Source organism: Streptomyces sp. CAU 1734 (assembly GCF_039888735.1).
GTDB lineage: Bacteria > Actinomycetota > Actinomycetes > Streptomycetales > Streptomycetaceae > Streptomyces.
In genome coordinates this window covers 431,382-455,901 of record NZ_JBDQQP010000006.1, presented here as the reverse complement: position 1 = coordinate 455,901, position 24,520 = coordinate 431,382, and the positions used below count along the sequence as shown (strand labels likewise).

The 24,520-nt window shown below is 75.0% G+C and carries 23 protein-coding genes; 7 read left to right on the top strand and 16 right to left on the bottom strand.

What is annotated here, in order from left to right:
• Nucleotide 1: 1 nt before the first annotated feature.
• The 10 genes from AAFN69_RS14645 to AAFN69_RS14600 all read right to left on the bottom strand — a co-directional run bounded on the left by AAFN69_RS14645 (nucleotide 2) and on the right by AAFN69_RS14600 (nucleotide 8,993).
• A complete protein-coding gene (locus tag AAFN69_RS14645; RefSeq protein ID WP_347728896.1) occupies nucleotides 2-853 on the bottom strand; it encodes a 4'-phosphopantetheinyl transferase superfamily protein in 852 nt (283 codons plus the stop codon).
• On the bottom strand, nucleotides 850-1,233 hold the full coding sequence (locus AAFN69_RS14640) for an acyl carrier protein (RefSeq protein WP_347728895.1): 384 nt from the start codon (nucleotides 1,231-1,233) through the stop codon (nucleotides 850-852). The genes AAFN69_RS14645 and AAFN69_RS14640 overlap by 4 nt, the downstream gene beginning before the upstream one ends.
• A 160-nt stretch (nucleotides 1,234-1,393) precedes the next feature.
• Nucleotides 1,394-1,663, bottom strand: a complete 270-nt coding sequence (locus tag AAFN69_RS14635; RefSeq protein ID WP_347728894.1) for an acyl carrier protein — start codon at nucleotides 1,661-1,663, stop codon at nucleotides 1,394-1,396.
• Between the two features lie 103 nt (nucleotides 1,664-1,766).
• A complete protein-coding gene (locus AAFN69_RS14630; RefSeq protein ID WP_347728893.1) occupies nucleotides 1,767-2,981 on the bottom strand; it encodes a ketosynthase chain-length factor in 1,215 nt (404 codons plus the stop codon).
• Nucleotides 2,978-4,225 (bottom strand): beta-ketoacyl-[acyl-carrier-protein] synthase family protein, encoded by a 1,248-nt coding sequence (locus AAFN69_RS14625; RefSeq protein WP_347728892.1) that lies wholly within the window; start codon nucleotides 4,223-4,225, stop codon nucleotides 2,978-2,980. The genes AAFN69_RS14630 and AAFN69_RS14625 overlap by 4 nt, the downstream gene beginning before the upstream one ends.
• A gap of 34 nt (nucleotides 4,226-4,259) precedes the next feature.
• Entirely contained in the window at nucleotides 4,260-4,589 is a 330-nt protein-coding gene (locus tag AAFN69_RS14620) for a TcmI family type II polyketide cyclase (RefSeq protein WP_347728891.1), read from the bottom strand.
• 54 nt (nucleotides 4,590-4,643) lie between these two features.
• The gene (locus tag AAFN69_RS14615; protein ID WP_347728890.1) at nucleotides 4,644-5,306 is read right to left on the bottom strand and encodes a TetR/AcrR family transcriptional regulator C-terminal domain-containing protein; all 663 of its coding nucleotides are present in this window, start codon (nucleotides 5,304-5,306) and stop codon (nucleotides 4,644-4,646) included.
• A gap of 612 nt (nucleotides 5,307-5,918) precedes the next feature.
• Nucleotides 5,919-6,800, bottom strand: coding sequence for a hypothetical protein (locus AAFN69_RS14610; protein WP_347728889.1), 882 nt, complete (start codon nucleotides 6,798-6,800; stop codon nucleotides 5,919-5,921).
• Nucleotides 6,801-6,877: 77 nt separating this feature from the next.
• Nucleotides 6,878-7,651, bottom strand: a complete 774-nt coding sequence (locus tag AAFN69_RS14605; RefSeq protein ID WP_347728888.1) for a response regulator transcription factor — start codon at nucleotides 7,649-7,651, stop codon at nucleotides 6,878-6,880.
• A gap of 337 nt (nucleotides 7,652-7,988) precedes the next feature.
• A complete protein-coding gene (locus tag AAFN69_RS14600) occupies nucleotides 7,989-8,993 on the bottom strand; it encodes a ScbA/BarX family gamma-butyrolactone biosynthesis protein (RefSeq protein WP_347728887.1) in 1,005 nt (334 codons plus the stop codon).
• A gap of 317 nt (nucleotides 8,994-9,310) precedes the next feature.
• Here AAFN69_RS14600 and AAFN69_RS14595 point away from each other — a divergent pair, with 317 nt between their 5' ends.
• Nucleotides 9,311-10,054, top strand: coding sequence for a ScbR family autoregulator-binding transcription factor (locus AAFN69_RS14595; protein WP_347728886.1), 744 nt, complete (start codon nucleotides 9,311-9,313; stop codon nucleotides 10,052-10,054).
• 114 nt (nucleotides 10,055-10,168) lie between these two features.
• Here the strand turns inward: AAFN69_RS14595 and AAFN69_RS14590 are convergent, their stop codons facing one another.
• Entirely contained in the window at nucleotides 10,169-10,813 is a 645-nt protein-coding gene (locus AAFN69_RS14590; protein WP_347728885.1) for a ScbR family autoregulator-binding transcription factor, read from the bottom strand.
• Nucleotides 10,814-11,232: 419 nt separating this feature from the next.
• Here AAFN69_RS14590 and AAFN69_RS14585 point away from each other — a divergent pair, with 419 nt between their 5' ends.
• Nucleotides 11,233-12,009, top strand: a complete 777-nt coding sequence (locus AAFN69_RS14585) for an SDR family oxidoreductase (protein WP_347728884.1) — start codon at nucleotides 11,233-11,235, stop codon at nucleotides 12,007-12,009.
• Nucleotides 12,010-12,209: 200 nt separating this feature from the next.
• Here AAFN69_RS14585 and AAFN69_RS14580 read toward each other — a convergent pair whose 3' ends face one another.
• The 5 genes from AAFN69_RS14580 to AAFN69_RS14560 form a co-directional block, all read right to left on the bottom strand.
• The gene (locus AAFN69_RS14580; RefSeq protein ID WP_347728883.1) at nucleotides 12,210-13,127 is read right to left on the bottom strand and encodes an MBL fold metallo-hydrolase; all 918 of its coding nucleotides are present in this window, start codon (nucleotides 13,125-13,127) and stop codon (nucleotides 12,210-12,212) included.
• A 242-nt stretch (nucleotides 13,128-13,369) separates the two neighbouring features.
• A complete protein-coding gene (locus AAFN69_RS14575; protein WP_347728882.1) occupies nucleotides 13,370-13,867 on the bottom strand; it encodes a flavin reductase family protein in 498 nt (165 codons plus the stop codon).
• 184 nt (nucleotides 13,868-14,051) lie between these two features.
• A complete protein-coding gene (locus AAFN69_RS14570) occupies nucleotides 14,052-15,329 on the bottom strand; it encodes a ketosynthase chain-length factor (RefSeq protein WP_347728881.1) in 1,278 nt (425 codons plus the stop codon).
• Nucleotides 15,326-16,597 carry a beta-ketoacyl-[acyl-carrier-protein] synthase family protein gene (locus AAFN69_RS14565; protein ID WP_347728880.1) on the bottom strand — a complete coding sequence of 424 codons (1,272 nt, stop codon included), beginning with the start codon at nucleotides 16,595-16,597 and terminating at the stop codon, nucleotides 15,326-15,328. The genes AAFN69_RS14570 and AAFN69_RS14565 overlap by 4 nt, the downstream gene beginning before the upstream one ends.
• 341 nt (nucleotides 16,598-16,938) lie before the next feature.
• Nucleotides 16,939-18,090, bottom strand: a complete 1,152-nt coding sequence (locus AAFN69_RS14560; RefSeq protein WP_347728879.1) for a DegT/DnrJ/EryC1/StrS family aminotransferase — start codon at nucleotides 18,088-18,090, stop codon at nucleotides 16,939-16,941.
• Between the two features lie 230 nt (nucleotides 18,091-18,320).
• Between AAFN69_RS14560 and AAFN69_RS14555 the strand changes: the two genes are divergently transcribed.
• The 5 genes from AAFN69_RS14555 to AAFN69_RS14535 all read left to right on the top strand — a co-directional run bounded on the left by AAFN69_RS14555 (nucleotide 18,321) and on the right by AAFN69_RS14535 (nucleotide 24,503).
• Nucleotides 18,321-19,106 (top strand): SDR family NAD(P)-dependent oxidoreductase, encoded by a 786-nt coding sequence (locus tag AAFN69_RS14555; RefSeq protein WP_347728878.1) that lies wholly within the window; start codon nucleotides 18,321-18,323, stop codon nucleotides 19,104-19,106.
• 410 nt (nucleotides 19,107-19,516) lie between these two features.
• The gene (locus AAFN69_RS14550; protein ID WP_347728877.1) at nucleotides 19,517-20,584 is read left to right on the top strand and encodes an SRPBCC family protein; all 1,068 of its coding nucleotides are present in this window, start codon (nucleotides 19,517-19,519) and stop codon (nucleotides 20,582-20,584) included.
• Nucleotides 20,581-21,441, top strand: coding sequence for an oxidoreductase (locus tag AAFN69_RS14545; RefSeq protein ID WP_347728876.1), 861 nt, complete (start codon nucleotides 20,581-20,583; stop codon nucleotides 21,439-21,441). The genes AAFN69_RS14550 and AAFN69_RS14545 overlap by 4 nt, the downstream gene beginning before the upstream one ends.
• 1,097 nt (nucleotides 21,442-22,538) lie before the next feature.
• A complete protein-coding gene (locus AAFN69_RS14540; protein WP_347728875.1) occupies nucleotides 22,539-23,042 on the top strand; it encodes a hypothetical protein in 504 nt (167 codons plus the stop codon).
• Nucleotides 23,043-23,045: 3 nt separating this feature from the next.
• A complete protein-coding gene (locus AAFN69_RS14535; protein WP_347728874.1) occupies nucleotides 23,046-24,503 on the top strand; it encodes a multicopper oxidase family protein in 1,458 nt (485 codons plus the stop codon).
• Nucleotides 24,504-24,520: the final 17 nt, after the last annotated feature.

The following is a 24,520-nucleotide window of genomic DNA, read 5'->3' as shown; positions in this document are numbered from 1 at the left end:
GTCACGTCCTTGAGTCACGGTCTGCTGGCGGTTCCGTTCCGGCGGCCGGGCCGGGGCGGGTGCCGGGCGCGCCGCACACCGCTGAGCCGGTCAGGAGCCAGGCGGCGGGGGCCCAGCGGACGTCGACCGCGGTGAGGGCGGTTCCGCGGACGGCGACGGCGGCGGCGTGGCCGCCTTCCGCGGGGATGCCGGCCATGGTCCAGCCCGCGGGGTGGCGGGTGTCGTCGGTGCCGAGGTAGTCCTGGGCCGGGGAGCGGCTCAACCCTGTCCCCAGGCCCTTGAGGAACGCTTCCTTGCGCGTCCAGATCCGGCCGAAGAGGTGGCGGCGTTCGTCCTCGGGGGCGGCGGCGAGTTCGCTCTGTTCGTCGGGGTGGAGCGCGTTGGAGCAGACGTCGACGGTCTCGGCGCCGGGGAGTTTCTCGATGTCGACGCCGAGGGGGACGGTGCCGACGCCGATGAGGGCGAGTCCGCCGCTGTGGGAGAGGGAGAAGTGCAGGGGCGGGGGCGGGGGTGCGAGGGCGGGGCGGCCGTGGGGTTCGCCGCAGCCGGGGCAGGGTTCGCGCATGAATTCGACGCCGCCGGGGGTGGTGGCGGTGTAGGCGCCGAGGATGCGGCGCAGGGCGATGTGGGCGGCCGCGTACAGGAGTCCGTCGGCGGGGCGGATGAAGGCGGCGGTGCGGGTGCGTTCGGCGTCGTCGAGGTCGGCGGTGGCGAGGGCCTCGGCGTCGGCTCCGGCGGGGCGGCGGATGATCCACAGGTCGACGCGGTGGGGGCTGAGGGTGAAGTCGGGCCGGGGCAGGTCCTGGTGGCGGACCACCGGGCGTGCGGAGGGCAGGAGGGTCGCGGTGGTCATGCCGGTACGGGCGATCCGTGGCGGTGGCCGGTGCCGGAGGGGCCGAGCTGGCCGGCGAGGCAGTCGATGAGTTCCTGGGCGCTGTTGGCGAGGAGGAGGCGCTGGAGGTTGACGTCGACGCCGAGGGCGGCCTCCATGCGGTACTGGAGTTCGATTCCGGAGATCGAGCCGATGCCGAGGCAGCCCATGGGGCGGCCGGTGGTGTCGACGAGGTCGGGGGTGATGCCGAGGATGCGGCCGAGTTCGGCGCGGACGTAGCGGTCGAGGATGCGGGTGCGTTCGGGCAGGTCGACGGCGGCGAGTACGGCGAGGTCGGGGGTGTGGATGCGGACGGTGCCGGAGTCGGTCTCGTAGGTCTGGGAGAGCTGTTGTGTGGTCATGGTGTCGGTGCTTTCCGTTCGGGGCGGGCCCGGTGGCCCGGGCGGTGCGGGGCCGCTCCCCCGCCGTGCCCGGGGCGCCGGGGAGTACGGGAGAGGGGCTCCGCGGGCGGGTCGGCCGCGCGGAGCCCCTGGTGGTGCGCCGGGGTGGGGCCGGGTGGGGCTAGGCGTCGATGAGGGCCCGGAGGCTCGCGTTGATGGCGGCGACCAGGGTCCGCGGGGTGCGGTTGTCGGTGAAGACGTCGTCGTCCAGGGTGATGGCGAACTCGCGCTCGATGCGGCCGCCGGTCTCCAGCAGGGCCAGTGATTCGTAGCCCATCTCCTCGAAGTCGGTGTCGAGGATGTCGCCGTCGAGGTCGACGCTCTCGTCGGCGCCGGCGCCCTCCAGGAGGATGCGCTTGAGGTCGTCGATGGTGAATTCCTGCTTGGACAAGGTGGTTCCTTTCCTTGGGTTGCCGCACGTGTGGGTGACAGGGGTGCGGGGGCACGGGGTGCGCGGGGCCGCCGCGGCGGGCCCGGGCGGGGTGCGGGAGAGGTCAGGAGGTGCTGCGGATGAGGACGGCGGAGTTGAAGCCGCCGTGGCCGCGGGCGAGGACGAGGGCGGTGTCGACGCAGGCGGTCCGCGGGGTGGTGGTGACCAGGTCGAGGGCGTAGTGGGGTGAGGTCTCGACGTTGGTGGTGGGCGGGATGAGGCCCTCGCGCATGGCGAGGACGGCGGTGACGACGTCCACGGGCGCGGAGCCGGCGGCGAGGCGGCCGGTCATGGTCTTGGGGGCGGTGACGGGGACGCCGCGGGGGCCGAAGACGGCGGTGATGGCGTCGGCTTCCTCGCGGTCGAGGCGGGGGGTGCCGGCGGCGTCGGCGAAGACGACGTCGACGTCGCCGGGCCGGCAGGCGGCGTCGGCGAGGGCGAGTTCGAGGGCGCGGCGCAGGCCGGGTTCGCGGCCGGTGCCGGGGCGGGGGTCCATGGTGGCGGCGCAGCCGGCGATTTCGCCGTGGATGGTGGCGGCGCCGCGGGCGCGGGCGCTGTGTTCGTCCTCGAGGATGAGCAGGGCTCCGCCTTCGCCGGGGATGTAGCCGCGGGCGCGGTCGTCGAAGGGGAGGTAGGCGGTGGCGGGGTCGGTGGCGGTGGACATGAGTCCGGTGGAGAGCTGGGCGGCCCAGCCCCAGGGGCACAGGGAGGCGTCGACGCCGCCGGTGAGGACGAGGCGGGTGCCGGCGCGGATGCGGCGGCGGGCGTGGGCGATGGCGTCGAGGCCGCCGGCGTGGTCGGTGACGAGGACGCCGGCGGGGCCGCGGGTGTTGTTGCGGATGGAGAGCTGGCCGGTGGCGGCGGCGTGGAAGGTGGCGAAGGAGTGGTAGGCGCTGACGTGCCGGGGGCCCTGGGTGAAGAGTTTGCGCAGTTCGCGTTCGCTGAATTCGATGCCGCCGGTGGTGGCGGCGGTGACGACGCCCAGGGTGTGGGCGGGGAGGTCGCCGGGGGTGATGCCGGCGTCGGTGAAGGCGCGGTCGGCGGCGAGGAGGGCGAGCTGGGTGATGCGGTCGGTCTGGGGGATGAGGCGGCCGGGGAGGTGGTCGGCGGGGTCGAAGCCGCGGATCTCGCCGGCGAGGGGGGCGGTGTGGCCGCCGGGGTCGAAGCGGGTGAGGGGGCCGATGGTGTTGGTGCCGACGCGGGTGGCGGCCCAGAAGTCGTCGATGCCGAGCCCGTTGGGGGTGGCGACGCCGATTCCGGTGACGAGGGTCCTGGTCATTCCGGGCTCCTGTCGGGGCGGGCCAGGACCATGGCGCTCTGGAAGCCGCCGAAGCCGCTGCCCACGGTCAGCACCGTGTCGGTGCGGTGTGCGCGGGCGGTGAGGGGGACGTAGTCGAGGTCGCATTCGGGATCAGGGGTGTGGAGGTTGGCGGTGGGGGGGACGGTGTGGTGTTCCATGGCCAGGAGGCAGGCGGCGATCTCGATGGAGCCGATGGCGCCGAGGGAGTGGCCGATCATGGATTTGACGGAGCTGACGGGGGTGGTGCGGGCGTGGTGGCCGAGGGCGAGTTTGAGGGCGGTGGTCTCGTGGCGGTCGTTCTGTTTGGTGCCGGAGCCGTGGGCGTTGATGTAGTGGAGGCCGGCGGGGGTGAGGCGGGCCTCGTCGAGGGCGGCGGTGACGGCCTGGGCCATTTCGGCGCCGTCGGGGCGCAGGCCGGTCATGTGGTGGGCGTTGCAGCGGGAGGCGTGGCCGGCGATCTCGGCGTAGATGCGGGCGCCGCGGCGGCGGGCGGAGCCGAGTTCCTCCAGGACGAACATGGCGGCGCCCTCGCCCAGGACGCAGCCGTTGCGGGTGATGTCGAAGGGGCGGGAGGCGGTGGCGGGGTCGTCGTTGCGGGGTGAGGTGGCTTTGATGGCGTCGAAGGAGGCGAGGACGGCGGGGGTGATGGGGGCGTCGGTGGCGCCGGTGATCATGATGTCGGCGGTGTTGTCGCGGATGAGGTCGGCGGCGTGGGCGACGGCGTCGAGGCCGGCGGTGCAGCCGGTGGAGATGAGGGCGGCGGGGCCTTCGGCGCCGGCGGTCCAGGCGATTTCGGCGGCCATGGAGCTGGGGACGGTGTGGGTGTGGAGGTGGGGCCCGGGTGTGGTGCCCGGGGTGGTGAGGGTGCGGTAGTGGGTGTCGAGGGAGGTGGCGGCGCCGGTGGCGGTGCCGAGGCTGACGCCGGTGCGGTGGGGGTCGGCGGGGGTGAGGTCGAGGCCGCTGTCGGCGAGGGCTTCGCGGGTGGTGACGACGGCGAACTGGGCGGCGCGGTCCAGGCGGCGGGTGTCGGGTTCGGTGAGGCCGTGGAGGCGGGGGTCGAAGTCGGCTTCGGCGGCGATGCGGGAGCGGAAGGCGGAGGCGTCGAAGAGGGTGATGCCGCGGGTGGCGGTGCGGCCCTCGCTCAGCAGGCTCCAGAAGGCCTTGGTGCCGATGCCGCCGGGCGCCAGCACGCCGACGCCTGTGATGACTACCCGGCGGGCCACGTGCGCCGTCCTCCTTGCGTGTTGGCGGGGTTCATCACTCCGAGGCCGTCCAGTCGTAGAAGCGGGTGGCCATGGCGTCGGCCGGGGAGCGCCAGGTGGCGGGGTCGTAGGGCTGGATGAAGGGCTGGAGTTCGTAGCTGATGCGCAGGAAGCGGGGGTCGTTGCGGGAGTCCTGGATGCGCCGGCCGCCGTCGTCCTGGGCGAAGTCCTGGAGGTGGAAGTAGAGGCCCTGGTAGGTGAAGAGGCGGCGGCGCAGGGTGCCCATGCGGTGGGGCATGTCGGTTTGGTCGAATGCGGCGAAGAGCTGGGCGACGTTGTCGCTGGAGCGGCTGTCCATGCGGGCGACGATCAGGTTGCTGTGCATGTGTGTCTGCTCTCTGCGGGTTCGGGGGCGGTCCGGCGGTCCGGGCGGGGGGGTTCAGGGTGCGGGTCGGGGGGCGGGGGGTGCGTAGAGGCGGATGAAGTCGGTGACGCCGTCGGCGATGAGGGTGTCGGTTTCGCGGCGGGTCAGGGGCAGCGCGCCGTGGAAGGTGCGCTGGACGACGCCGGAGGGGACCAGGAGGATGAAGCGTTCGGCGGCCTGGTCGGCGTCGGTGATGTCGAGGAGGCCCTGGTCGGCGACGTGGCGCAGGCGGCGGGCGAGGTGGCGGCGGGCTTGGCGGGGGCCGGCGGCCTGCCATTTCTCGACGGCTTCGACGGGCAGGCGGGTGACTTCGGCGCTGATGTGGCGGACGATCGCGAAGTGTTCGCGGAAGGCGTCCAGGGGGGCGAGCCAGGCGCGGCCGAGGGCGATGAGGTCGGCTTCGAGGTCGGTGACCTCGGTGAGGTGGCTGTCGGCGACGTGGGCGAGGGCGGCGGCGACGGCGGCGGTGGAGTCCAGGAGGACGCTGAGCAGGAGCTTTTCCTGGTCGGGGAAGTGGTCGCGGACGGTGCCGGGGGGCAGGGCGGCCTCGGCGGCTATGGCGTCGGCGGTGCAGTGGGTCCAGCCGTCGCGGGCCAGCAGGGTGCGGGCGGCGCGGACGATGGCGGGGCGCGCGGCCGCGGGGCGGGGGCGCTGGGTGAGGGTGTGGGGCGTGGCCATGGGGGGTCCTTGGGGAACGGGGAGGGTGGTGTGGGTCCGGCGGCGCGGGTGCGGGGCGGGGCGGGCGCGTTCGGACCGCGGGGGCCCGGGGCCGGGGCGGCCGGGCGGGGGCGGTGCGGTGCGGGAGGTGCGGTGCGCGGCGGTGGGGCGGCGGTCGCGGGAGCGGCCGGGCGGGGCGCGGGGGCCGGGGGCCGGGGGTGCCGGGGTGGTGCGGCGGCCGGGTGCCGGGGCGCGGCGGTGGGGCGTACGGGGCGCGGCGTACGGGAACTCCTGCCCCGCTCCCCCGGGCTGCCGGGTGGTCTGTCCGTCCGGCGGTCCGGTTCCGCGGCGCGCGGCGGCCCCGGGGCTCTCGCGGCTCTCCCGGTGGCCGGCTCTGCGGGCGGGCGGGAGGGGCGGTACGGGGCGGGGGCGCGCGGCAGGGCGGGGGCGGGGGTGTCCGGGGAGGCGGCCGGGGCCGCCGGGGGGGGTTCCGGGGACAGCGCACCGGATCGTGGTTTCCAGGTTCTTCGCCCCCGGTGCGGCGATCAATGGCGCCGGTTTCAGGGTTCGGTCAGGTTTGACAAGGGCCTGTCCGTTTCCTCACCGGGCCGCCAAGGCGGTGTCAAGTACCGGTCAGGAGGGGGGTTCGGGGGCGGGAGCGGGGGCGGGGGTGTCGGGGCGGGGGGCGGCGCGGCGGGTGAAGCAGGCGCGGACGTCGCTCTCGCTGTAGTAGGCGCGGCCGGCGCGGGTGTGGCGGCGCCAGCGTTCCTGGCTGGCGAGGCGGTAGACGGTGCCGGGCGGGGTGTTCCAGAGGCGGGAGATGTCGGCGGCGGTGAGCCAGCGTTCGGCGGGGGCGGTGCCGGCGGGGTGGGCGCTCTGGTCCATGCGGTGGCTCAGGGCGCTCCACTGGTCGGTGGTCCAGCGGTGGCCGGGGTCGGCGTCGCAGGCGATCTCGGGGTTGGCGGGGCGTTCGCGGGTGCGCAGTTCGAGGGTGAGGGCTCCGGTGCAGCGGGGCTGGGGGCAGGTGCCCAGGCGGATGCTGCGGGCGGGGTCGGGGAAGGCGGCGCGCTGTCCGGCGGTGACGAGGCGGGCTATCTCGTGGGTGGCCTCGGCGGCGGCGGAGTGGGCGGCGAGCCAGTCGGTGTTGCGGCGCAGGAAGGCGGTGAGGCCGTCGATGGTGCGGGGCGGGGAGGTGAGGCGGCGCTGCTGGGCGACGAGTCCGCTCCAGGATCCGAGGACGGAGATCATGCGGGTGCGGGCGTCGGCGGCGGCGGCGTTGAAGGGCAGGCCGGGGAGTTCGCCGCCGGTGGTGCGTTCGCGCAGGCTGCCCGGGGCCCGGCCGCCGAGCATGCGTCCGCATTCGCGGTAGAGGTGGGCCAGTTCGGCCAGGGCGGCGTCGAGGCGGTCGCGGCAGGGGTGGCACAGGAGGCTGCCGGGGGCCGGGCGGCGGGGGGCGCGGCCGTCGGTCCGTCCGCTGCGGCAGTCCTCGCCGTGGCACGGCGCCGTCGTCGTCATTCCTGCTTCCCTCGGTGCGGCGCGGTGCGCGGGTGGCGGGCGGGGGGCGGCTGTCGCGCGGGGCGGGGGGCGGGTGGTCAGCCCTGGCCGAAGCGGAATCCGACGCCGCGGACGGTGATGATCCAGTGGGCGCCGATCTTGTTGCGCAGGGTGGAGACGTGGGTGTCGACGGTGCGGCGGGACCAGGAGTCGCCCCAGACCTGCTGCATGAGGAGTTTGCGGGGGATGACGGTGTCGGGGTGGGAGGCGAGGAGGTGGAGCATGTCGAACTCCTTGCGGGTGGTTTCGACCTGGCGGCCGTCGAGGGTGACCTCGCGGGTGCCGGCGTCGATCCGCAGGGGTCCGCAGGTGATGGCGGTGGCGGCGGGGCGGGGCGGGCGCACGCGGCGCATGACGGCTTCCATGCGGGCCATCAGTTCGCGGAAGCCGTAGGGCTTGGCGAGGTAGTCGTCGGCTCCGGCCTGGAGGCCGAGGACGCGGTCGAGTTCGCTGCCGCGGGCGGTGACGGCGATGACGGGGGTCTGGCCGGCGGCGCGGATGCGGCGGCAGACCTCCAGGCCGTCCAGGTCGGGGAGTTCGAGGTCGAGGAGGACGAGGTCGGCTTCCGGGTAGGTGCGCAGGGCCTCGCTGCCGGTGGCGACGATGTCGACCTCGTGGCCGTGGCGGCGCAGTCCGCGGGCCAGGGTCTCGGCCTCGCGGGCGCTGGATTCGACGATCAGGACGCGCCATAACGCGGAGGCGGGTGCGGAGGGGCCGCCCGCGGCCGGCGGGGCCGGTGCGGGGGCGGTCTGCTGGGCGCTCGTCCCGGCGGATGCGCGGGGTTCCAGCACGGCGGTCGGACGCTGGTTCATCTGTCCCCCTACTTCAAGCTCAGTTGCGCCAACGTCAGCAAATATATAAACCGCCCCGTCGGTTTGTCAAAGGGTTACGGGGAGCACGCGGCCCGGGCAAGTCCGTCGGCCAGAGGGGTCAAATCCGGACACCAAACGCGTTAATACCGGGTGAAGGTGCTGATGGGACGGGTGTGCGGGGCGGGGCGGCGGGGCCCCGGCGGGCGAAGGGACATGTTCCCGATGGCAGCCATAAGAAACCAGATGGTCTACTTCTTTTGCGGCCGGGGCACGGCGGCGGGTACGGGAGCGGGTACGGGAGCGGACGCCCGGGCCGCCCCGCGGGCGGGCGGCGGGCTCACCGGGCGGCCGGGACGGCGGCGGGGCGGCGGGTACGGGTGGCCGCGGCGCCGGGGCCGGGGCCGGCGAGGGTGCACAGGAAGACCGGGGCGCCGCCCTGGTGGCCGGTGACGCGGACGACGCGGGCGCCGCCGGGGGCGGGCATGGCGGCGGCCTGGAGGACGCAGGGGGTGTCGAACTCGGCGTAGCGGTGGAAGGAGACGGCGCCGCGCTGGGGCAGGAAGGGGTCGGGGCCGGCGGCGGCGCAGGCGGCCTGGCGGGCGGCCTCCAGCAGGAGCATGCCGGGGATGTGGTCGCCGGGGCGCTGGAAGAGGGTGGGGTGGCGGGTGTCGGCGAGCAGTTCCCAGGTGCCGGCCCGGCCGGCGGGGGTGAGCAGGACGTCGGCGGGGCGGGTGCGGCCGGCGAGGGCGGCGCGCACGGGCGGGGCGGCGGGGTGGTGGGAGACGGGTGCGGTGTGCGGGCCGCGCAGCCGGCGGTAGACCTGGGGGGCGGTGATGCGGCAGAGGCCGGTGCCGGTGGCGGCGACGGCGCCGCCGCGGCGCACGGTCCACTGAACGAGGAGCTGGGAGAGGTGGCCGCCGCGGTATTTCAGCTCCGGGAAGACCAGCTCGACCTCGGCACCGTCGGCGTCGTCGGCGTCGGCGGCGCCGGGGCCGGGGCCGTTTCCGGGGGCGAGGTGGCGGGGGTGGCAGGCGTAGTCGATGCCGGTGAGCAGGAAGTGGTGGCCGAGGGGGACGCCGAAGGCGGCGTGCAGGACGGCCATGGCGGACTGGCGCATGGTCTCCACGATCAGCAGCGGGTCGTGGACGCGGCCGCCGAGGGGGGTGAAGAAGGGGTGCTCCCGCGGCCAGGCGGCCCGGACCAGGAAGCGGTTCGGGCCGAGCGCCGTCCAGCCGGTCGCGAAGGCGTCCTGTGCCCGGGCCCGGTGGCACTGCCGCGGGGACAGCGGGGCCATGGCCCCGCCGGGGGGACGGAAGTCGAACGAGCGGTCGGCAAAGGCCATGTGCTGCTTGCCCCCCTGGGATCGGTCACCTCTGGCACCTGTCGAAACATAAAGATACAGACTTCCCGGTTTTTTGGCACGGCTCAAGCGGTCCGTGCGGGGCCGGGCGGGGGAAGCCCGGGGATTGCCGGTCTCCGCCCCAATTGAGGGGGGTCATACGGTTCTTGGGCAGGGCCGGGGGTGCGCGGGGCCGGGGGTGCCGGGGGCGGGGCGCACGGGAACGGGGCGCGTGCCGACCTGTACAGGGGACCCTGGGCGCTGGACAATACCAACGCGACGGTTTAATAAGGGGACGTGATCTGGCACAGGAGCTATCCGTGATCAAACAGGAACGCGCTGTCCGTACCCGCCGTGCGCTGATCGAGTCGGCGGCGGAGGCTTTCGGCGTGCGCGGCTACACCGAGGCGACGCTGCACATGATCAGCGCCGGGGCGGGGGTGAGCACGGGCGCGCTGCACTTCCACTTCGAGAACAAGGCGGCGGTGGCGGCGGCGGTGGAGCGGACCGCGGCGCGGGCGCTGCGCGCGGCGGCGTGCGCGGTGTACGCGGAGCGGTCCTCGGCGCTCCAGGCGCTGGCCGACGCCTCGCACGTGCTGGCGCGGGCGCTGGCGCGGGACGCGGTGGTGCGGGCGGGGCTGCAGCTGGGGCGGGAGGCGACCTATGCCCCGGAGTTCGATCTGCGCGGGGAGTGGCACCGGTATGTGCTGCGGCTGCTGGGTGAGGCGGAGGGGGAGGGCGCGCTGCTGCCGGGGCTGTGCCGGGGGCACGCGGCGGCGATGGTGGTGGCGACGACGATCGGGTTCGAGGCGCTGGGGCAGCACGACCGGACGTGGATCTCGCGGCGGATGGTGACCGGGTTCTGGGAGCTGACGCTGCCGTGTCTGGCCACTCCCGAGGCGCTGCGGGGGCTGGATCCGGCGGGCCGGCACGCGGCGGCGGGCGCGGCGGAGTGCGGCGCGGCGGCGGGCCCGGTGGCGGGGGGCGGGGCGGTGGCGGCGGTGCTGCCCGGTCCCGGGGCGGCGGGGCGCGCGGAGCCGGCGGGGCGGGGTCCGCGGGGGTGAGGCGGCGGGTGCGGGGCCGGGGTGTCCGGTCCCCCGCCGGGCCCGGGGGAAACCGTCGCTGCGGTTTGGCCGGGGTGCGGGCGGGGGCGGGGTGCGGGGCGGGTGGTGCGGGGGTCAGGTGAGGGCGGGGGCGGGTTCCGCTTGCAGGGCGGCGATCTCGGCGGCGACGCGGGTGCCGCGGTCGTGGGAGATGTCGAGGCGGGCGAGGACGGCGGGGGTGGCGATGCTCGGGTACATGTGCTGGTAGAGCTGGGAGACCCGGGCCTCGATGTCGCCGCGGCCGGTGAGGGTCTGGGAGACGATCTGCACCCCGGTCCAGCCGGCGCACAGGGCCCAGGCGGTCTCGGCGGGGTCGACGTGGGAGAGGACCTCGCCCTGTTCGCGGGCCTGGACGAGGAGTTCCTCGACGAGTTTGATCCAGCCGGGGATGGATCCGCCGCCGAAGGTGTCGCGCATGTCGGGGCCCAGGGAGAGCCGGGCGCCGGCGCTGAGCATCGGCTCGTGTTTCATGCGGTGGGCCAGGAGGAGTCCCATGTCGATGAGTTCCTGGAGCCTGCTCTCGCGGGGCGGGACGCCGCCCTCGGCGAACTGCTCGTCGAGGACTCCCCGGGCGAGCATCTGCTTGGAGGAGAAGTGGAAGTAGAGGGCGCCCTTGGTGACGCCGGCGCGGTCCAGGATCTCCGCGATGGTGGCGGCCTCGTAGCCGCGTTCGTCGAACACGGCGGCGGCCGCTTCCAGGATGGCGCGACGCGTGCGCACTGCACGCTCCTGCTGGGCCATGGGGCCTCCGTTTGTCGACAGCGGACTGCCCGGCGATCCCCTAATGGATCATGAGCATTCCAAAAATCAACCAGAAGGTCCGTATTTTAGCAAGGGCTCGCGGTCCGGGGAGGGCGGATCCGTCCGTCCCCGGGCGGGTGCGGGGGCCCGGCGGGCGGTGCGGACCGGCTCTCCCGGCGGGTCCGTTCCGGGGGCCGGGCGGGGGCGGTGCAGGTCAGCGGCGTACGGGGGCGGTTTCGGGACGGCCGGACGGGTGTTCGGCCCTCCTGGCGTGAAAGTGCCCCGTCCGGTGGGAGGTTGGCCGGGAAGTGAACCGCCCGGATGGTTTTCGCCGGGGGTGGTGCGGGGTGCGGGAAGGGCCCGGGGCGGGTGCGGGGGCGGTGCTACCGTCGTGCGGCATGAGTTCGGTCAGCGGTCTGCTCGCGGGGAAGTCGGTTCTGATCACGGGTGCCAGTGCGGGGATCGGCGCCGCGGCGGCGCGGGTGTTCTGCCGTGAGGGTGCGGCGGTGACGCTGGTGGCGCGGCGGGAGGCGGAGCTGGCCGCGCTGGCCGCCGAGCTGGCGGCGGCGGGGCACCGGGCGCGGTACGCGGTGGCGGATGTGAGCCGGGCCGCGGACGCGGCGCGTGCGGTGGCGGTGGCGGTGCGGGAGTTCGGGCGGCTGGACGCGGCGTTCAACAACGCGGGGGTGTCGGTGCCCGCGGAGCCGATGCACCTGATGGACGACGCGGCGTACGACACGGTGATGGACACCAATGTGCGCGGGGTGTGGAACTGCATGCGGTACGAGGTGGCCGCGATGCTGGAGGGCGGCGGCGGGGGGTCGATCGTGAACAACAGCAGTACCGCGGGGCTGGTGGCGACGGTGGCGTGTTCCCCGTACATCGCGTCCAAGCACGCCGTGATCGGGCTGACGCGGGCGGCGGCCAATGAGTACGGGCCGGCGGGGATCCGGGTCAACGCGCTGGCGACCGGCGGGACCCGCAGCGACATGCTCGCCGGGTGGCTGGCCGGGGATCATCCGGCGCGGGAGGAGGCGATGGCGGGCAAGGCGATGCTGCGCCGGCTCGCGGAGGCGCGGGAGATCGCGGAGGCGGCGGCGTGGCTGTGCAGTGACCGGTCCTCCTATGTCACGGGTGCGGCCGTGCCGGTGGAGGGCGGGCGGCTCTCCCGCTGACCGCGCGGCGGCCGGGGGCCGGCGGGGGCGGGGTGCCGGGGCCGGGGTGCCGGCGGGGGCGGGGGCGGGGTGGTGTTCCGGGCGGTCGCGGGGGGTGTTCCCGGGGCGGGGGTCCGTTCGCGGCGGGGGGGGGTCCGTTCGCTGCGGGGGGGGTGCGGGGGCGGGGGGTCCGTTCGCTGCGGGGGGTGTGCGGGGGCGGTTCAGGCGGTGCAGGCGGGGAGGCCGCCGTGGAAGTCGACCATCTGGGAGAAGAGTTCGGCGATGTCCAGGGGGTGGCCGGGGGGTGCGCCGTGGGCTTCGGCGTAGGCGCGGTGGAGGTTGGGGACGAGGCGTTCGCTGTCGAGGAGGTGGGCGAAGGGGCCGGGTCCGGCCTCGCGGGCGGTCTGCAGGGGGGTGAGTCCGGCGGCGATGCCGTCGGCGGCGAGGCGGCGGATGTGGTGGAGGTAGTCGGCGGTGGTGTCGAGGAGTTCGGGGCCGCCGACGGGTCCGTGGCCGGAGACGACGACGGCGGGGTCGAGGGCGCGGAGGCGGTCGATGACGGCGAGGGAGCCGGTGACGGAGCCGGTGAGGCAGAAGGGGGTGGTGCCGGACATGACGACGTCGCCGGTGAACAGGACGCGCTGGCGCGGGAGCCAGACGACGGTGTCGTTGGTGGTGTGGGCGGTGCCCAGGTGCATGAGGTGGGCGGGGGTGTCGCCGAGGTGGAGGGTGATGGGGTCGCGGAAGGTGAGGGAGGGGAGTTCGACGCCGACGTCGCCCCAGTGGACCTGGGGCCACAGGCCGGTGAGGTGGAGTCCGGCGAGGTCCATCTCGGCGCGGGTGGCCTCGTGGGCGATGATGACGGCGTCATCGGCGAAGAGGCGGTTGCCGAAGGTGTGGTCGCCGTGGGGGTGGGTGTTGACGACGTAGCGCGGGGGGTGGGGGGTGACGCGGGCGATGGCGTCGGCGAGGGCGCGGGTGCGCGTCTCGGTGGCGGCGGTGTCGATGAGGGCGGGCCGGCCGCCGGTGGTGACGAGGCCGGCGTTGTTGAGGCACCAGCCGCCGTCGGGCTGGATGTAGGCGTGGACGCCGTCGGCGATCTCGGTGAGGTGTGCGGGTGCGTGGGGCTGGTGGGTCACGTGCTGGCTCCCGGTGCGGTATGGGCCGGCCCGGGGCCTCTCTTCCGGGTCCTGCCGGGGTTCGCGTGTCCGCCGCGGCTGCCGCCGGGGGTGTCCCCGGGCGCCGGGCGCCGCCGCGTTGCCGCCGGTCGCCGGTCGCCGGTCGCCGGTGGTCCGCGGTGGCCGGTTCCTGCGCCTCGCGGGTCCGCGGGGCCGGGCCCCGTTCGCTGTCCCGGGCCGGCCGGAAAGAAAGACCCCGGGGGTCAGGGGGTGAGGGCGGGGGTGAGGGCGGGGCTGGTGAAGAGGCGGTTGTAGTAGACGAGGGGTTCGGCGCCGCCGGCCTGGACGGATTCGACGCGGCCGATGAGGATGCTGTGGTCGCCGCCGTCGAGGACGTCGTGGAGGGTGCAGGCGATGCGGGCGGTGGCGTCGGGGAGGCCGGGGAGGCCGAGTTCGCAGGGTTCCATGGGGCTGTTGGTGAATTTGTCGTGGCCGGAGCGGGCGAAGGCGGCGGCGACGGGGGCGTGGCGGGAGGCGAGGACGTTGACGAGGAAGCGGTCGGTGGTGGTGAAGGCGTCGTGGCAGGAGGCGGTTTTGGCGGGGCAGACCAGGACGAGGGGCGGGGTGAGGGAGAGGGAGCTGAAGGAGCTGGCGGTGAAGCCCCAGCGCTGTCCGGTGCTGTCGAGGGTGGTGACGATGGTGACGGGGGTGGGGACGTGGGCCATGGTGCGGGCGAAGTCGGCGGGGTCGATGGCGGGCAACGGTCCTCCTGGCTCTGGGACGTGTGGTGCGGTGCCCGCCCCCGGGGGGGGCGCGGCCGGGGGCGGTGGCCGGTGTCCGGGGGCGGGTGGTGCGGGTGTCCGGGGCGGGGCCGGGCGGGCGGTGTCCGCGGGGTGCCGCGGCGCGGGGGTGCGGGCGGGTGCGGGTGCGGTGCGGGGTGGGGGGTCAGGGGGCGCGGACGATCATGGCGGCGTTGAAGCCGCCGCGGCCGCGGGCCAGGACGAGGGCGGTGCGCAGGCGGGCGGGGCGGCGGAGCCGGCGGACGAGGTCGATGGGGCAGTCGGCGGCGGGGCCGGCGGTGTTGACGGTGGGGGGGATGACCTGGTCGCGGATGGCGAGGAGGGCGGCGGCGACGTCGAGGGGCGCGCCGCCGGCGGCGAGGCGGCCGGTCATGGTCTTGGGGGCGGTGACGGGCACGGCGCGGGGGCCGAAGACGGCGGTGATGGCGTCGGCCTCGGCGCGGTCCAGGTCGCGGGTGCCGGCGGCGTCGGCGAAGACGGCGTCGATGTCGCCGGGTTCGGCGCCGGCGTCGGCGAGGGCGAGGCGGGCGGCGTCGGCGAGGCGGGGGGTGGCGCGGGCGTGGGGGGGTGCGTCGAAGGTGGCGGCGTAGCCGGCGATGGTGCCGTAGCTGGTGGCTCCGCGGGCGCGGGCGCGGGCTTCGTCCTCGACGATGAGGAGGGCTCCGCCCTCGCCGTTGACGTGGCCGCGGGCGCGGTCGTCGAAGGGGAGGTAGGCCCGGTCGGGGTCGGTGGCGGTGGAGAGGTCGCCGGTGGCGAGGTGGGCGGCCCAGCCCCATGGGCAGAGGGAGGAGTCGACGCCGCCGGTGACCAGGAGCTGGATGCCTTTGCGGAGCTGGCGGCGGGCGGCGGCGATGGCGTCGAGTCCGCCGGCCTGTTCGGTGACGATGACGCCGCTGGGGCCGCGGAGGCCGTTCTTGATGGAGATCTGGCCGGTGTTGACGGCGTAGAACCAGGCGAAGGACTGGTAGGCGCTGACGTACTGGCCGCCTTTGCTCCACAGGGCCTGGAGTTCGCGCTGGCCGAATTCGAAGCCGCCGGCGGAGCTGGCGGTGATGACGCCGGCGGCGTAGGGGGGCAGGGCGGCGGTGTCGATGCCGGCGTCGGCGAGGGCTTCGTCGGCGGCGGTGAGGGCGAGGCGGGTCATGTGGTCGGTCTGGGGCAGGAGGCGGCTGGGGATGTGCTGGGCGGGGTCGAAGCCGGGGACCTCGCCGGCGAGGCGGGCGGGGTAGGAGGCGGGGTCGAAGCGGGTGAGGGGGCGGATGCCGGTGGTGCCGTTGAGGGTGTTGGCCCACCAGGTCTCGGTGCCCAGGCCGTTGGGGGCGGTGACGCCGATGCCGGTGACGGCGGGGACGCCGTTGCCGGGTGCGGCGGGCGCCGGTGCGGCGGCGGGGGCGGTGGTGGTGTGGGTGGCGGTGGTGGTCATGTGGGGTCTCCGGGGCGCGGGCGGGTGAGGATCATCGCGCTCTGGAAGCCGCCGAAGCCGCTGCCGACGCTGAGGACGGTGTCGGTGCGCTGTTCGCGGGCGGTGAGCGGGGTGTAGTCGAGGTCGCAGGCGGGGTCGGGGGTGTGGAGGTTGGCGGTGGGGGGGATGGTGTTGTGTTCGATGGCCAGGGCGCTGGCGGCGATTTCGAGGGAGCCGATGGCGCCGAGGGAGTGGCCGATCATGGATTTGATGGAGCTGATGGGGGTGGTGCGGGCGTGGTGGCCGAGGCTGCGTTTGAAGGCGGCGGTCTCGTGGCGGTCGTTCTGTTTGGTGCCGGATCCGTGGGCGTTGATGTAGTGGATGTCGGCGGGGGTGAGGCGGGCCTCGTCGAGGGCGACGGTGATGGCTTCGGCCATTTCGGTGCCGTCGGGGCGCAGGCCGGTCATGTGGTAGGCGTTGCAGCGGGAGGCGAAGCCGGCGATCTCGGCGTAGATGTGGGCGCCGCGGCGGCGGGCGGAGCCGAGTTCCTCCAGGACCAGGACGGCGGAGCCCTCGCCGAGGACGAAGCCGTTGCGGGAGGCGTCGAAGGGGCGGGAGGCGGTGGCGGGGTCGTCGTTGCGGGGTGAGGTGGCTTTGATGGCGTCGAAGCAGGCGACGGTGATGGGGGAGATGGGTGCTTCGGTGGCGCCGGCGATCATGATGTCGGCGCTGTTCTCGCGGATGAGCTCGACGGCGTGGCCGAGGGCGTCGAGGCCGGAGGTGCAGCCGGTGGAGACCATGGAGACGGGTCCCTGGGCGCCGGTGCGCCAGGCGACTTCGGCGGCCATGGAGCTGGGGACGAGGTAGTCGAAGAGGTGGGGGACGGCGAGGGTGTGGTCGACGTTCCAGGTGCTGCCGCCGCGGGAGACGGTGTTGTACTCGGTGTCCAGGCCCATGGTGCAGCCGACCGCGCTGCCGAGGGTGACGCCGGTGCGGGTGGGGGGTATTTCGGCGGGGGTGAGTCCGCTGTCGCGCAGGGCTTCGTCGGCGCTGACGGCGGCGAACTGGGCGGCGCGGTCGAGGCGGGCGGCCTCTTCGGGGGTGAAGCCGTGGGCGAGGGGGTTGAAGTCGGCTTCGGCGGCGATGCGGGAGCGGAAGGCGGAGGCGTCGAAGAGGGTGATGGCGCGGGTGGCGGTGCGGCCGGAGGTGAGCTGGGACCAGAACTCCTTGGTGCCCACTCCCCCGGGCGCGACGACGCCGATTCCGGTGATGACGACGCGTCGGCTCATGGGGTGTCCTTCACGGTTGAGTCCTTTGCGGGGCGGTCGGTTCAGCCCGGGGAGGCCGGTGCCGGGGAGGCGGTCCGGCCTGGGTTGGGTGGGTGCGCGGCGATCGGACGCGCCGCGTGCGGTGCGGTGGGGCGGTGTGCGGTGAGGCGGTGTGCGGTGCGGTGAGGCGGTGGGGCGGTGGAGGTGACGCGGTGAGGCGGTGGGGCGGTGCGGTGTGCGGTGCGGTGAGGCGGTGCGGGTGCGGCTCGCCGGGGTGTGCGGGCGGGCGGAGGCGGTGGACGCGGCGGTCCGGCGGGCGCGGGGCCGGGCGGGGCGGGCCGGGCGGGCGGGCGGGGCGGGGGTCAGGCGGCGGATTCGGTGCGGCGGCGGGCGACGGCGGCGCGCAGGCGGGCGGCGACGGTGGCCACGTCGGTGTCGCTGAGCCCGGGGTGCAGGGGCAGGCACAGGGTGCGGTCGGCGGCCCAGTCGGAGGCGGGGAGCTCGGGTCCGGTGTGGCCGTAGGCGGGGACCTTGTGGAGGGGGGCGTAGCGGAAGGTGGTGTAGATGCCGTCGGCGAGGAGGTCGGAGGCGACCTGGTCGCGGATGCGGGGGTCCATCTGGACCCAGTAGAAGTAGTGGGTGGAGGTGTGGCCGGCGGGCAGCGGCGGCGGGGTGAGGAGGGCTTCGGTGTCGGCGAGTTCGCGGTCGTAGAGGGCGACGATGTCGCGGCGGCGGGCGACGAGTTCGGGCAGGCGGCGCAGCTGGACGGCGCCGATGGCGGCGGTGAGGTCGTTGCCGATGACGCGGCGGCCGGGCTCGGGGATGTCGAGTTCCCACCAGCGGGCGGAGACCTTGGCATAGCCGAATCCGCTGGGCTGGGCGAGGCCGTGGTAGGCGAGGCGGCGCACCCGGGCGGCCTGGGCGGGGTCCTTGACGTAGATCATGCCGCCGTCGCCGGTGACGAGGACCTTCATGGCGTCGAAGCTCCACATGGCGAGGTCGCCGAAGGTGCCGGCGGCGCGGCCCCCGACGCGGGAGGCGACGGAGCAGGCGGCGTCCTCGATGAGGGTGACGCCGCGTTCGCGGCACAGTTCGGCGATGCGGATGATGTCGCCGGGGTGGCCGCCGTAGTGGAGGACGATGACGGCTCTGGTGTTCTCGGTGAGGGCGGCCTCGATGTCCTCGCGGGTGGGGTTGAGGGTGCGGGGGTCGACGTCGCAGAAGACGGGGCGGGCGCCGCTGGTGGCGATGGCGTTGGCGGCGGCGAGGAAGCTCGGGGAGGGCAGGACGACGTCGTCGCCGGCGGTGAGGCCGAGTGATTCGGTGGCGAGGAAGAGGCCGGAGGTGCCGGAGTTGAGGAAGACGACGTGTTCGGGGCCGACGCCGAGGTGTTCGGCGAAGGCCGCTTCGAAGGCCTGGGTGCGGGGTCCGTGGCCGAGCCAGCGGTCGTTGAACACCTGGGCCACCGCGTCGAGTTCCTCAGCTCCCACCTGGGGCTGAAAGAGATTGATCATAGCCGCCTCTCACGTCCGGATGTCGCGGTCGAGCTTGCGAACAGGCGCTCGACCATCGATCGAGGCCCGGTGGTGGCCCGGGCGGGGCGGCGGGAACGGTCCGGAACAGGTGCGGGGCGCGGGTGCGGGGCGGTGGGAGGGGGTGGTTCCAAGGCGCCTTCGAGTGTCTTTCCAGGGGGGAACAAAATCCTTCGCCTGCGATGCTGTCGAACTTTGCCGAGGAGACGGACATGTCGGATCAGGACAAGCGGGTCGCTCTGGTGACGGGGGCGACCAGTGGTATCGGGCTGGAGGTGGCCCGGGTCCTGGCCGCGTCGGGCCACCGGGTGTTCATCGGCGCGCGGGACGCGCAGAACGTGGAGCGGACGGTCAAGGAGCTGTCCGGTGAGGGGCTGGAGGTCGCCGGCGAGGCGCTGGACGTGCGCTCGGGGACGAGTGTGCGCGCGTGGGTGCTGGCGGCGGTCGGCCGGTTCGGCACGGTCGACGTGGTGGTGAACAACGCCGGCCGTTCCGGCGGCGGTGTCACCGCGGACCTCAGTGACGAGCTGTGGAACGACGTGATCGACACCAATCTGAACAGTGTCTTCCGGGTCACCCGTGAGGTGCTGACCACGGGCGGGATGCGGGGCAAGGACCGGGGCCGCATCATCAACATCGCCTCCACCGCGGGGAAGCAGGGTGTGGTGCTGGGTGCCCCGTACTCGGCGTCCAAGCACGGGGTGGTGGGGTTCACCAAGGCGCTGGGCAATGAGCTGGCGCCGACGGGGATCACGGTGAACGCGGTCTGCCCCGGATATGTGGAGACCCCGATGGCGCAGCGGGTGCGGCAGGGGTACGCGGCCGCGTACGACGCCACGGAGGAGGCGATCCTGGAGAAGTTCCGGGCCAAGATTCCGCTGGGCCGGTACTCGACACCGGAGGAGGTGGCCGGGCTGGTGGGCTATCTGGCGTCGGACACCGCCGCGTCGATCACCTCGCAGGCCCTGAACGTCTGCGGCGGCCTGGGGAACTTCTGACCCCGCCCGGCACCCGGCACCCGGCAGCGGGCAGCGGGCAGCGGCGGTGCGCGCACGGCCGGTCCGGTCCGGTGCGGGCGGCGGGGGTACGGCGGCCGGGGCGGCCGTACGCGGCCGGTCCGCACGGCCCGGGCCCGGGTACGGGCCGGTGCGCACACGGCCGGCACGGTGCGGGCCGATGCGGGCCGGGGAGCTGTCCGGCGCGGTACGGGCCCGGGGACACCGGCCCCCGCACCGCCGCCCCCCTTTGCCCCGTACCGCCTCTTCGCCCCGTACCGCCGGGCCCGTGCCTCCATGCCCCGCGCCGGGCGGGCGGGCGGGGCGGTGCGGGCCGCCGTGCCAGGGGGTGTGTGCCGTGTGTGCCGTGTGTGCCGTCCCTGTCGTCCCCTGTGCTGAGGAGTGAACTGACGATGTCCGAGCCCGGTCTGCGGGAAGTCGAGCACGAGATCACCGTGGAGGCCCCGGCCCCCGCGGTCCACCAGCTGATCGCCGATGTCGGGACCTGGCCGGGAGTGTTTCCCGCCGCGGTCCACGCCGAGAGCGTCCCCGCCGGGCCCGGGGCCGAGGACATCCGGGTCTGGGCGGTCGCCAACGGGCAGGCCAAGACGTGGACCTCGCACCGCACCCTGGACGCGGGCCGGCTGCGCGTCACCTTCGCGCAGCACACGCCCGCGCCGCCCGCCGCCGTGATGCGCGGCTCCTGGACCGTCGTCCCGCTCGGCGCGTCCCGCTGCCGGGTGCGGCTGCTCCACGCCTACCGCGCCCTCAACGACGACACGGACGCGCTCGCCTGGATCGGCGCGGCCGTGGACCGCAACTCGCGCGGCGAACTCGACGCGGTCAAACGGGCGGCCGAGGACGGCCGCGGGAACACCGGCTGGACCTTCTCCTTCGAGGACCGGCTGCGCGTCGACGCGCCGGCCGCGGACGTCCACGGATTCCTCGACGGCGCGGACCAGTGGCCCCGGGTCCTGCCGCACGTGCTCAGCGCCCGGCTCACCGAGGCCACGTCCCGGCTGCGGAAGCTGACCCTGGACGTACGGGGCGCGGACGGCTCCGTGCGGACGGTCACCTCCTACCGGGTCAGCGACCCCTGCCGGCGCATCACCTGGAAACAGACCCCGCTGCCGGCCCTGATGTCCCTGCACACCGGGCAGTGGACCATCACCCCGGCTCCCGGCGGGGGTGTGTGGGCCGCCGCCCGGCACACCGTCACCCTCGACCCCGGCGCGGTCGCGGCCGCTGCGGGACCGGGGGCATCCCCCGGGGACGCCCGCCGCCATCTGCGGACCCTGCTGCGGACCGACAGCCGGGCCACCCTCGTCCACGCCCGGGACCACGCCGAGGCCCGTGAACGGGCCCGGCGCGCGGCCCGGCCCCCCCGCCCCTCCCCCGCCGCACCCCCGGATGCCGGCGCGGGTACGGGCGCGGGTACGGTCGCGGGTGTGGTGCGGGGCCTGACGAAGGCGGGAATGTGAACGGGCCCGGGCCGCGGGTGTGGCTGATCACCGGGGCGTCCAGGGGCCTGGGGCGGGCGATCGCCCAGGTGGTCCTGGAGGCCGGTGACACGGTGATCGCGACCGCGCGGCGGGCCGGGGCGCTGGAGGAGCTGGCCGGGGAGTTCGGCGACCGGGTCGTGCCGATGGAACTCGATGTCACCGACCGGGCCGCGGTGTTCGCCGCGGTGTCCGAGGCCGCCGAACGGGCCGGCCGGATCGACGTGGTCCTCAACAACGCCGGATACGGCCTGGCCGGCGCGGTGGAGGAGGTGTCCGAGCAGCAGGTCCGCGACCAGTTCGAGGTGAACGTGTTCGGGGCGCTGTGGGTGACCCAGGCGGTCCTGCCGGTGATGCGGCGCCAGGGCAGCGGTCATGTGCTGCAGATGTCGAGCATCGCCGGGGTCACCACCTATCCGAACCTGGGCCTGTACTGCGCCAGCAAATGGGCGCTGGAAGCGGTCGGGGAGACCCTGGCGCAGGAGGTCGAGGGGTTCGGGATCCGGGTCACGCTGGTGGAGGCGGGCGAGTTCCGCACCGACTGGAGCGCGGGCTCGATGGTGCGGGCGGTACCGAAATCGGCGTACGACACGGTCCTGGCCAGGCGCCGGCACGGGCTGTCGGGCGCGTACGCGCATCTCCAGCCGGGAGACCCGCGCAAGGCCGGCGAGGCGCTGCTGAAGCTGGTCGGCTCCGCCGCGCCGCCGGTCCGGCTCCTGCTGGGCAACAGCGCGGCCGATCTCGCCCCGCGGGTCCTGGGCGAGCGGCTGGAGCGGTGGCGGGAATGGGACGCGCTGGCCCGTACGACGGATTTCCCCGCACAGGAGACGACACCATGACCACCACCACAACACCCACCACCGCCACCACCGCCGCCACCACCGCCGCTGCCGGGGCCGCTGCCGGCGCCGGGGACGTCTCCGGGGCCGGGGCGGCGGCAACGGCCGCACCCGGAACCGGGACCGCTGCCGGTGCCGGTGCCGGCGCGGACACGGCCCGGACCACGGCCGGAACCGGAACAGCACCGGTGACCGGAACCCGAACCGCGGACACAACACCGGCCGGAAGCGGAAGCGGAAGCGGGGCCGGGGCCGGGGCCGCAGCGGCGACCGGAGCCCGGACCACGTCCGGAACCGGGGCCGTTGCCGCACCCGGCGCGACCGGCCCCGGGAGGACCGCGACCGCGGCCGTGCCCGGAGCCGGCGGGGCCGCTGACGCGACAGCCACGGCCGGACACCGGTCCGGGTCCGGGAACGCGGCCGGCAACGGGAACGCGGCGGCAGGGGCGGCCGGGTCCGGAACCGCGGACGCGGCCGGGGCTGTTCCCGCCCCCGGAGCCGCACCGGCGGGCGGCACCGCCGGACCGGCGGCCTCATCGCCCCGCGCGGGGGCGGCCGGCGGCACGAACCCGGCTGTGCCCGGAGCCGGTACCGCCGGCACCGCGACAGCCGCGACCGGGCCCGCGTCCGTATCCGCGAACGAGAGCGGGAGCGGGAACGCGGTGGCGAGGACGGCCGGGTCCGGGGCCCGGGCCGGGTCCGTTCCCGCGCCCGGAGCCGGAACCGTACCCGGAGCCGCCGGTCCCGCGAGGACCGCACCCGCACCCGCGACCGCGGCCGCGGCCGTGCCCGGAGCCGGTGACGCCGGTGACGCCGGTGACGCGACAGCCACGGCCGGACACCGGTCCGGGTCCGGGAACGCGGCCGGCAACGGGAACGCGGCGGCAGGGGCGGCGGGGGCCGTGAACACGGCTGTTCCCGCGCCCGGGGCCGCCGGTACCGGCGGGGCCGGGGTCCGGGCCGGCGGGGCTGTCGCCGTATCCGAGCCCGGTGCCGGCGGGGCCGCGGGCGTGTCCGCGCGGGCGGGCGGGGCGGCGGAGTCCGGTGCCGGCGGGGGTGTTCCACGGCGGCGGGGGCTGTTCGGTTCGCTGCGGGCGGTGCCGCTGGGTGTGTTCGCGCTGGTCCAGTCGCTCGCGGTGGCCTGGATCGCCTACGACCGGACGCGGATGCCCGTGCCGCAGGCCGGTGACCACGCGTGGTGGCACGGGTCCGGCCCCGCGCGGGCGGCGGTGGACGAGCCGTTCCGGACGGGAGTGTTCCTGGTCCTGGTGGTCGTCGCGTTCTACACGGTCCTGGTCCTGGCCGCCGCGGCCGGGCAGGTCCTGCGCCGCCGCGCACCCGCCGCCGCCGCGAGGGCGGGCGGGGCGGCGGGGCAGCTGCTGTTCGCGGCCGCGGGCCACCCCGCGGCCGCGGCGGTGCCCGTGGTGTGGCTGGCCGTGTGGCTCGGCCCGGACGGCACGGCCCTGGGGCCGGCCGTCCGCGCCGACGTGACGACCGCGGTACGGCTGTGCGGGCCCGCCGCGCTGCTCCTCGTGTTCTGCGCGGGTGTGCCGTGGCGCACGCCCGGCGCTGAGACAACCATTCCCACACAGAGAGCCTGATCCATGCTGAATCGAAGGAATCTGTTCAAGGCGGCCGCGGTCGGCGGTGCGGCCGCGGTCGTGCCGTGGGGACGCCTGGGTGTCACCGCGCCGCCGGCGTCCGCGGCGGCGGGTGCCGCCGCGGCGGCACCCGCCCCCGTGGTGCCGTTCGCGCACGCGATGCCGCTGCCGCAGGTCCTCAGCCCGGTGTCCCAGACCGCGCTGTCGGACGTGTACGAGGTCCGGATGAGGGAGGCCGACGCCGAGATCGTGCAGGGCCTGGTCTCCCGGGTGCGGACCTACGGGGGCACGTTCCCCGGGCCGACGATCCGGGCCGTGCGGGGCCGTGAGGTGGTGGTGCGCCAGTACAACGACCTCACCGTGAACACGGCCGTCCACCTCCACGGCGCGCATGTGCTCTCCCAGCACGACGGCCTGCCGATGGACACCATCGCCCCCGGCGGGACACGGACCTACCACTATCCCAACGAGCAGCGGGCCGCGTCCCTGTGGTACCACGACCACGCGCACCACCTGGAGGCGGAGAACGTCTACATGGGTTTGCACGGCCTGTATCTGCTGACGGACACGGCCGAGCAGCTCCTGCCGCTGCCGCGGGGCGCGTTCGATGTGCCGCTGGTCATCCGTGACGCCCGTGTCGAGATCGACGGGACCCTGCGCTACACCCGCCCCTCGGACTGCCCGCACATGCTCGTCAACGGCAAGGAGCGGCCCTACTTCCGGGTCGCGGCCCGCAAGTACCGGCTGCGCCTGTACAACGCGTGCGCGAACCGGTACATCAGGCTGCGGTTCGCCGACGGGGCGGAGTTCACCCAGATCGGGTCCGACGGAGGGCTCCTGGACACGCCGGTCACCCGGACCGAGGTGACGATGCTCGGCGGTGAACGCGTCGACATCGTGGTCGACTTCGCCCGCTGGGGCACGGGCCGGTCGGTGGTGCTGGAGAACACCGGCGCGCTGGGCACCGAGCGTCCGGAGGTGATGCGGTTCGACATCGGCAACCGTGTCGCCGACCGCTCGCGTATCCCGCGCAGGCTGTCCCGGTCGGCGGTGCTGCCCGCCGCGACGGTGGAGCGGGACTTCGAGATCCGCACGTTCCCCGCGATGACGATCAACGGGCTGTCCTACGACCCGAACCGGGTGGACGTGACGACCCGGCTGGGGACCACGGAGACATGGACGGTCCGCAACGCGGAAGCGCCGATCGGTCCGGGGCTGCCCGATTTCCATCTGTGGCACAGTTTCCACACCCATCTGACGTTCTTCCGGGTCCTGGAACGCAACGGGGCACCCGCGGGAATCGCGGACCAGGGCTGGAAGGACACGGTCACCCTCGGCCCGGGAGAAACGGTGAAAATCTCGATGACGTGGGGTCCGTACACGGGTCAGTATCTGTATCACTGCCATCAGCTGGGTCATTCCTCGGGCGGTCAGATGGGCCGGATCGACGTCACCCCCTGACCCACCCCACCCACCCC

Bases quoted from the DNA above. Each gene is read 5' to 3' on its own strand.
- AAFN69_RS14550 (WP_347728877.1), top strand. From the start codon at position 19,517: ATGTCCGAGCCCGGTCTGCGGGAAGTCGAGCACGAGATCACCGTGGAG.
- AAFN69_RS14620 (WP_347728891.1), bottom strand. From the start codon at position 4,589: ATGCACAGCAACCTGATCGTCGCCCGCATGGACAGCCGCTCCAGCGAC.
- AAFN69_RS14555 (WP_347728878.1), top strand. From the start codon at position 18,321: ATGTCGGATCAGGACAAGCGGGTCGCTCTGGTGACGGGGGCGACCAGT.
- AAFN69_RS14605 (WP_347728888.1), bottom strand. From the start codon at position 7,651: ATGAACCAGCGTCCGACCGCCGTGCTGGAACCCCGCGCATCCGCCGGG.
- AAFN69_RS14535 (WP_347728874.1), top strand. From the start codon at position 23,046: ATGCTGAATCGAAGGAATCTGTTCAAGGCGGCCGCGGTCGGCGGTGCG.
- AAFN69_RS14645 (WP_347728896.1), bottom strand. From the start codon at position 853: ATGACCACCGCGACCCTCCTGCCCTCCGCACGCCCGGTGGTCCGCCAC.
- AAFN69_RS14600 (WP_347728887.1), bottom strand. From the start codon at position 8,993: ATGGCCTTTGCCGACCGCTCGTTCGACTTCCGTCCCCCCGGCGGGGCC.
- AAFN69_RS14630 (WP_347728893.1), bottom strand. From the start codon at position 2,981: ATGACCAGGACCCTCGTCACCGGAATCGGCGTCGCCACCCCCAACGGG.
- AAFN69_RS14565 (WP_347728880.1), bottom strand. From the start codon at position 16,597: ATGAGCCGACGCGTCGTCATCACCGGAATCGGCGTCGTCGCGCCCGGG.
- AAFN69_RS14570 (WP_347728881.1), bottom strand. From the start codon at position 15,329: ATGACCACCACCGCCACCCACACCACCACCGCCCCCGCCGCCGCACCG.
- AAFN69_RS14640 (WP_347728895.1), bottom strand. From the start codon at position 1,233: ATGACCACACAACAGCTCTCCCAGACCTACGAGACCGACTCCGGCACC.
- AAFN69_RS14560 (WP_347728879.1), bottom strand. From the start codon at position 18,090: ATGATCAATCTCTTTCAGCCCCAGGTGGGAGCTGAGGAACTCGACGCG.
- AAFN69_RS14585 (WP_347728884.1), top strand. From the start codon at position 11,233: ATGAGTTCGGTCAGCGGTCTGCTCGCGGGGAAGTCGGTTCTGATCACG.
- AAFN69_RS14615 (WP_347728890.1), bottom strand. From the start codon at position 5,306: ATGGCCACGCCCCACACCCTCACCCAGCGCCCCCGCCCCGCGGCCGCG.
- AAFN69_RS14610 (WP_347728889.1), bottom strand. From the start codon at position 6,800: ATGACGACGACGGCGCCGTGCCACGGCGAGGACTGCCGCAGCGGACGG.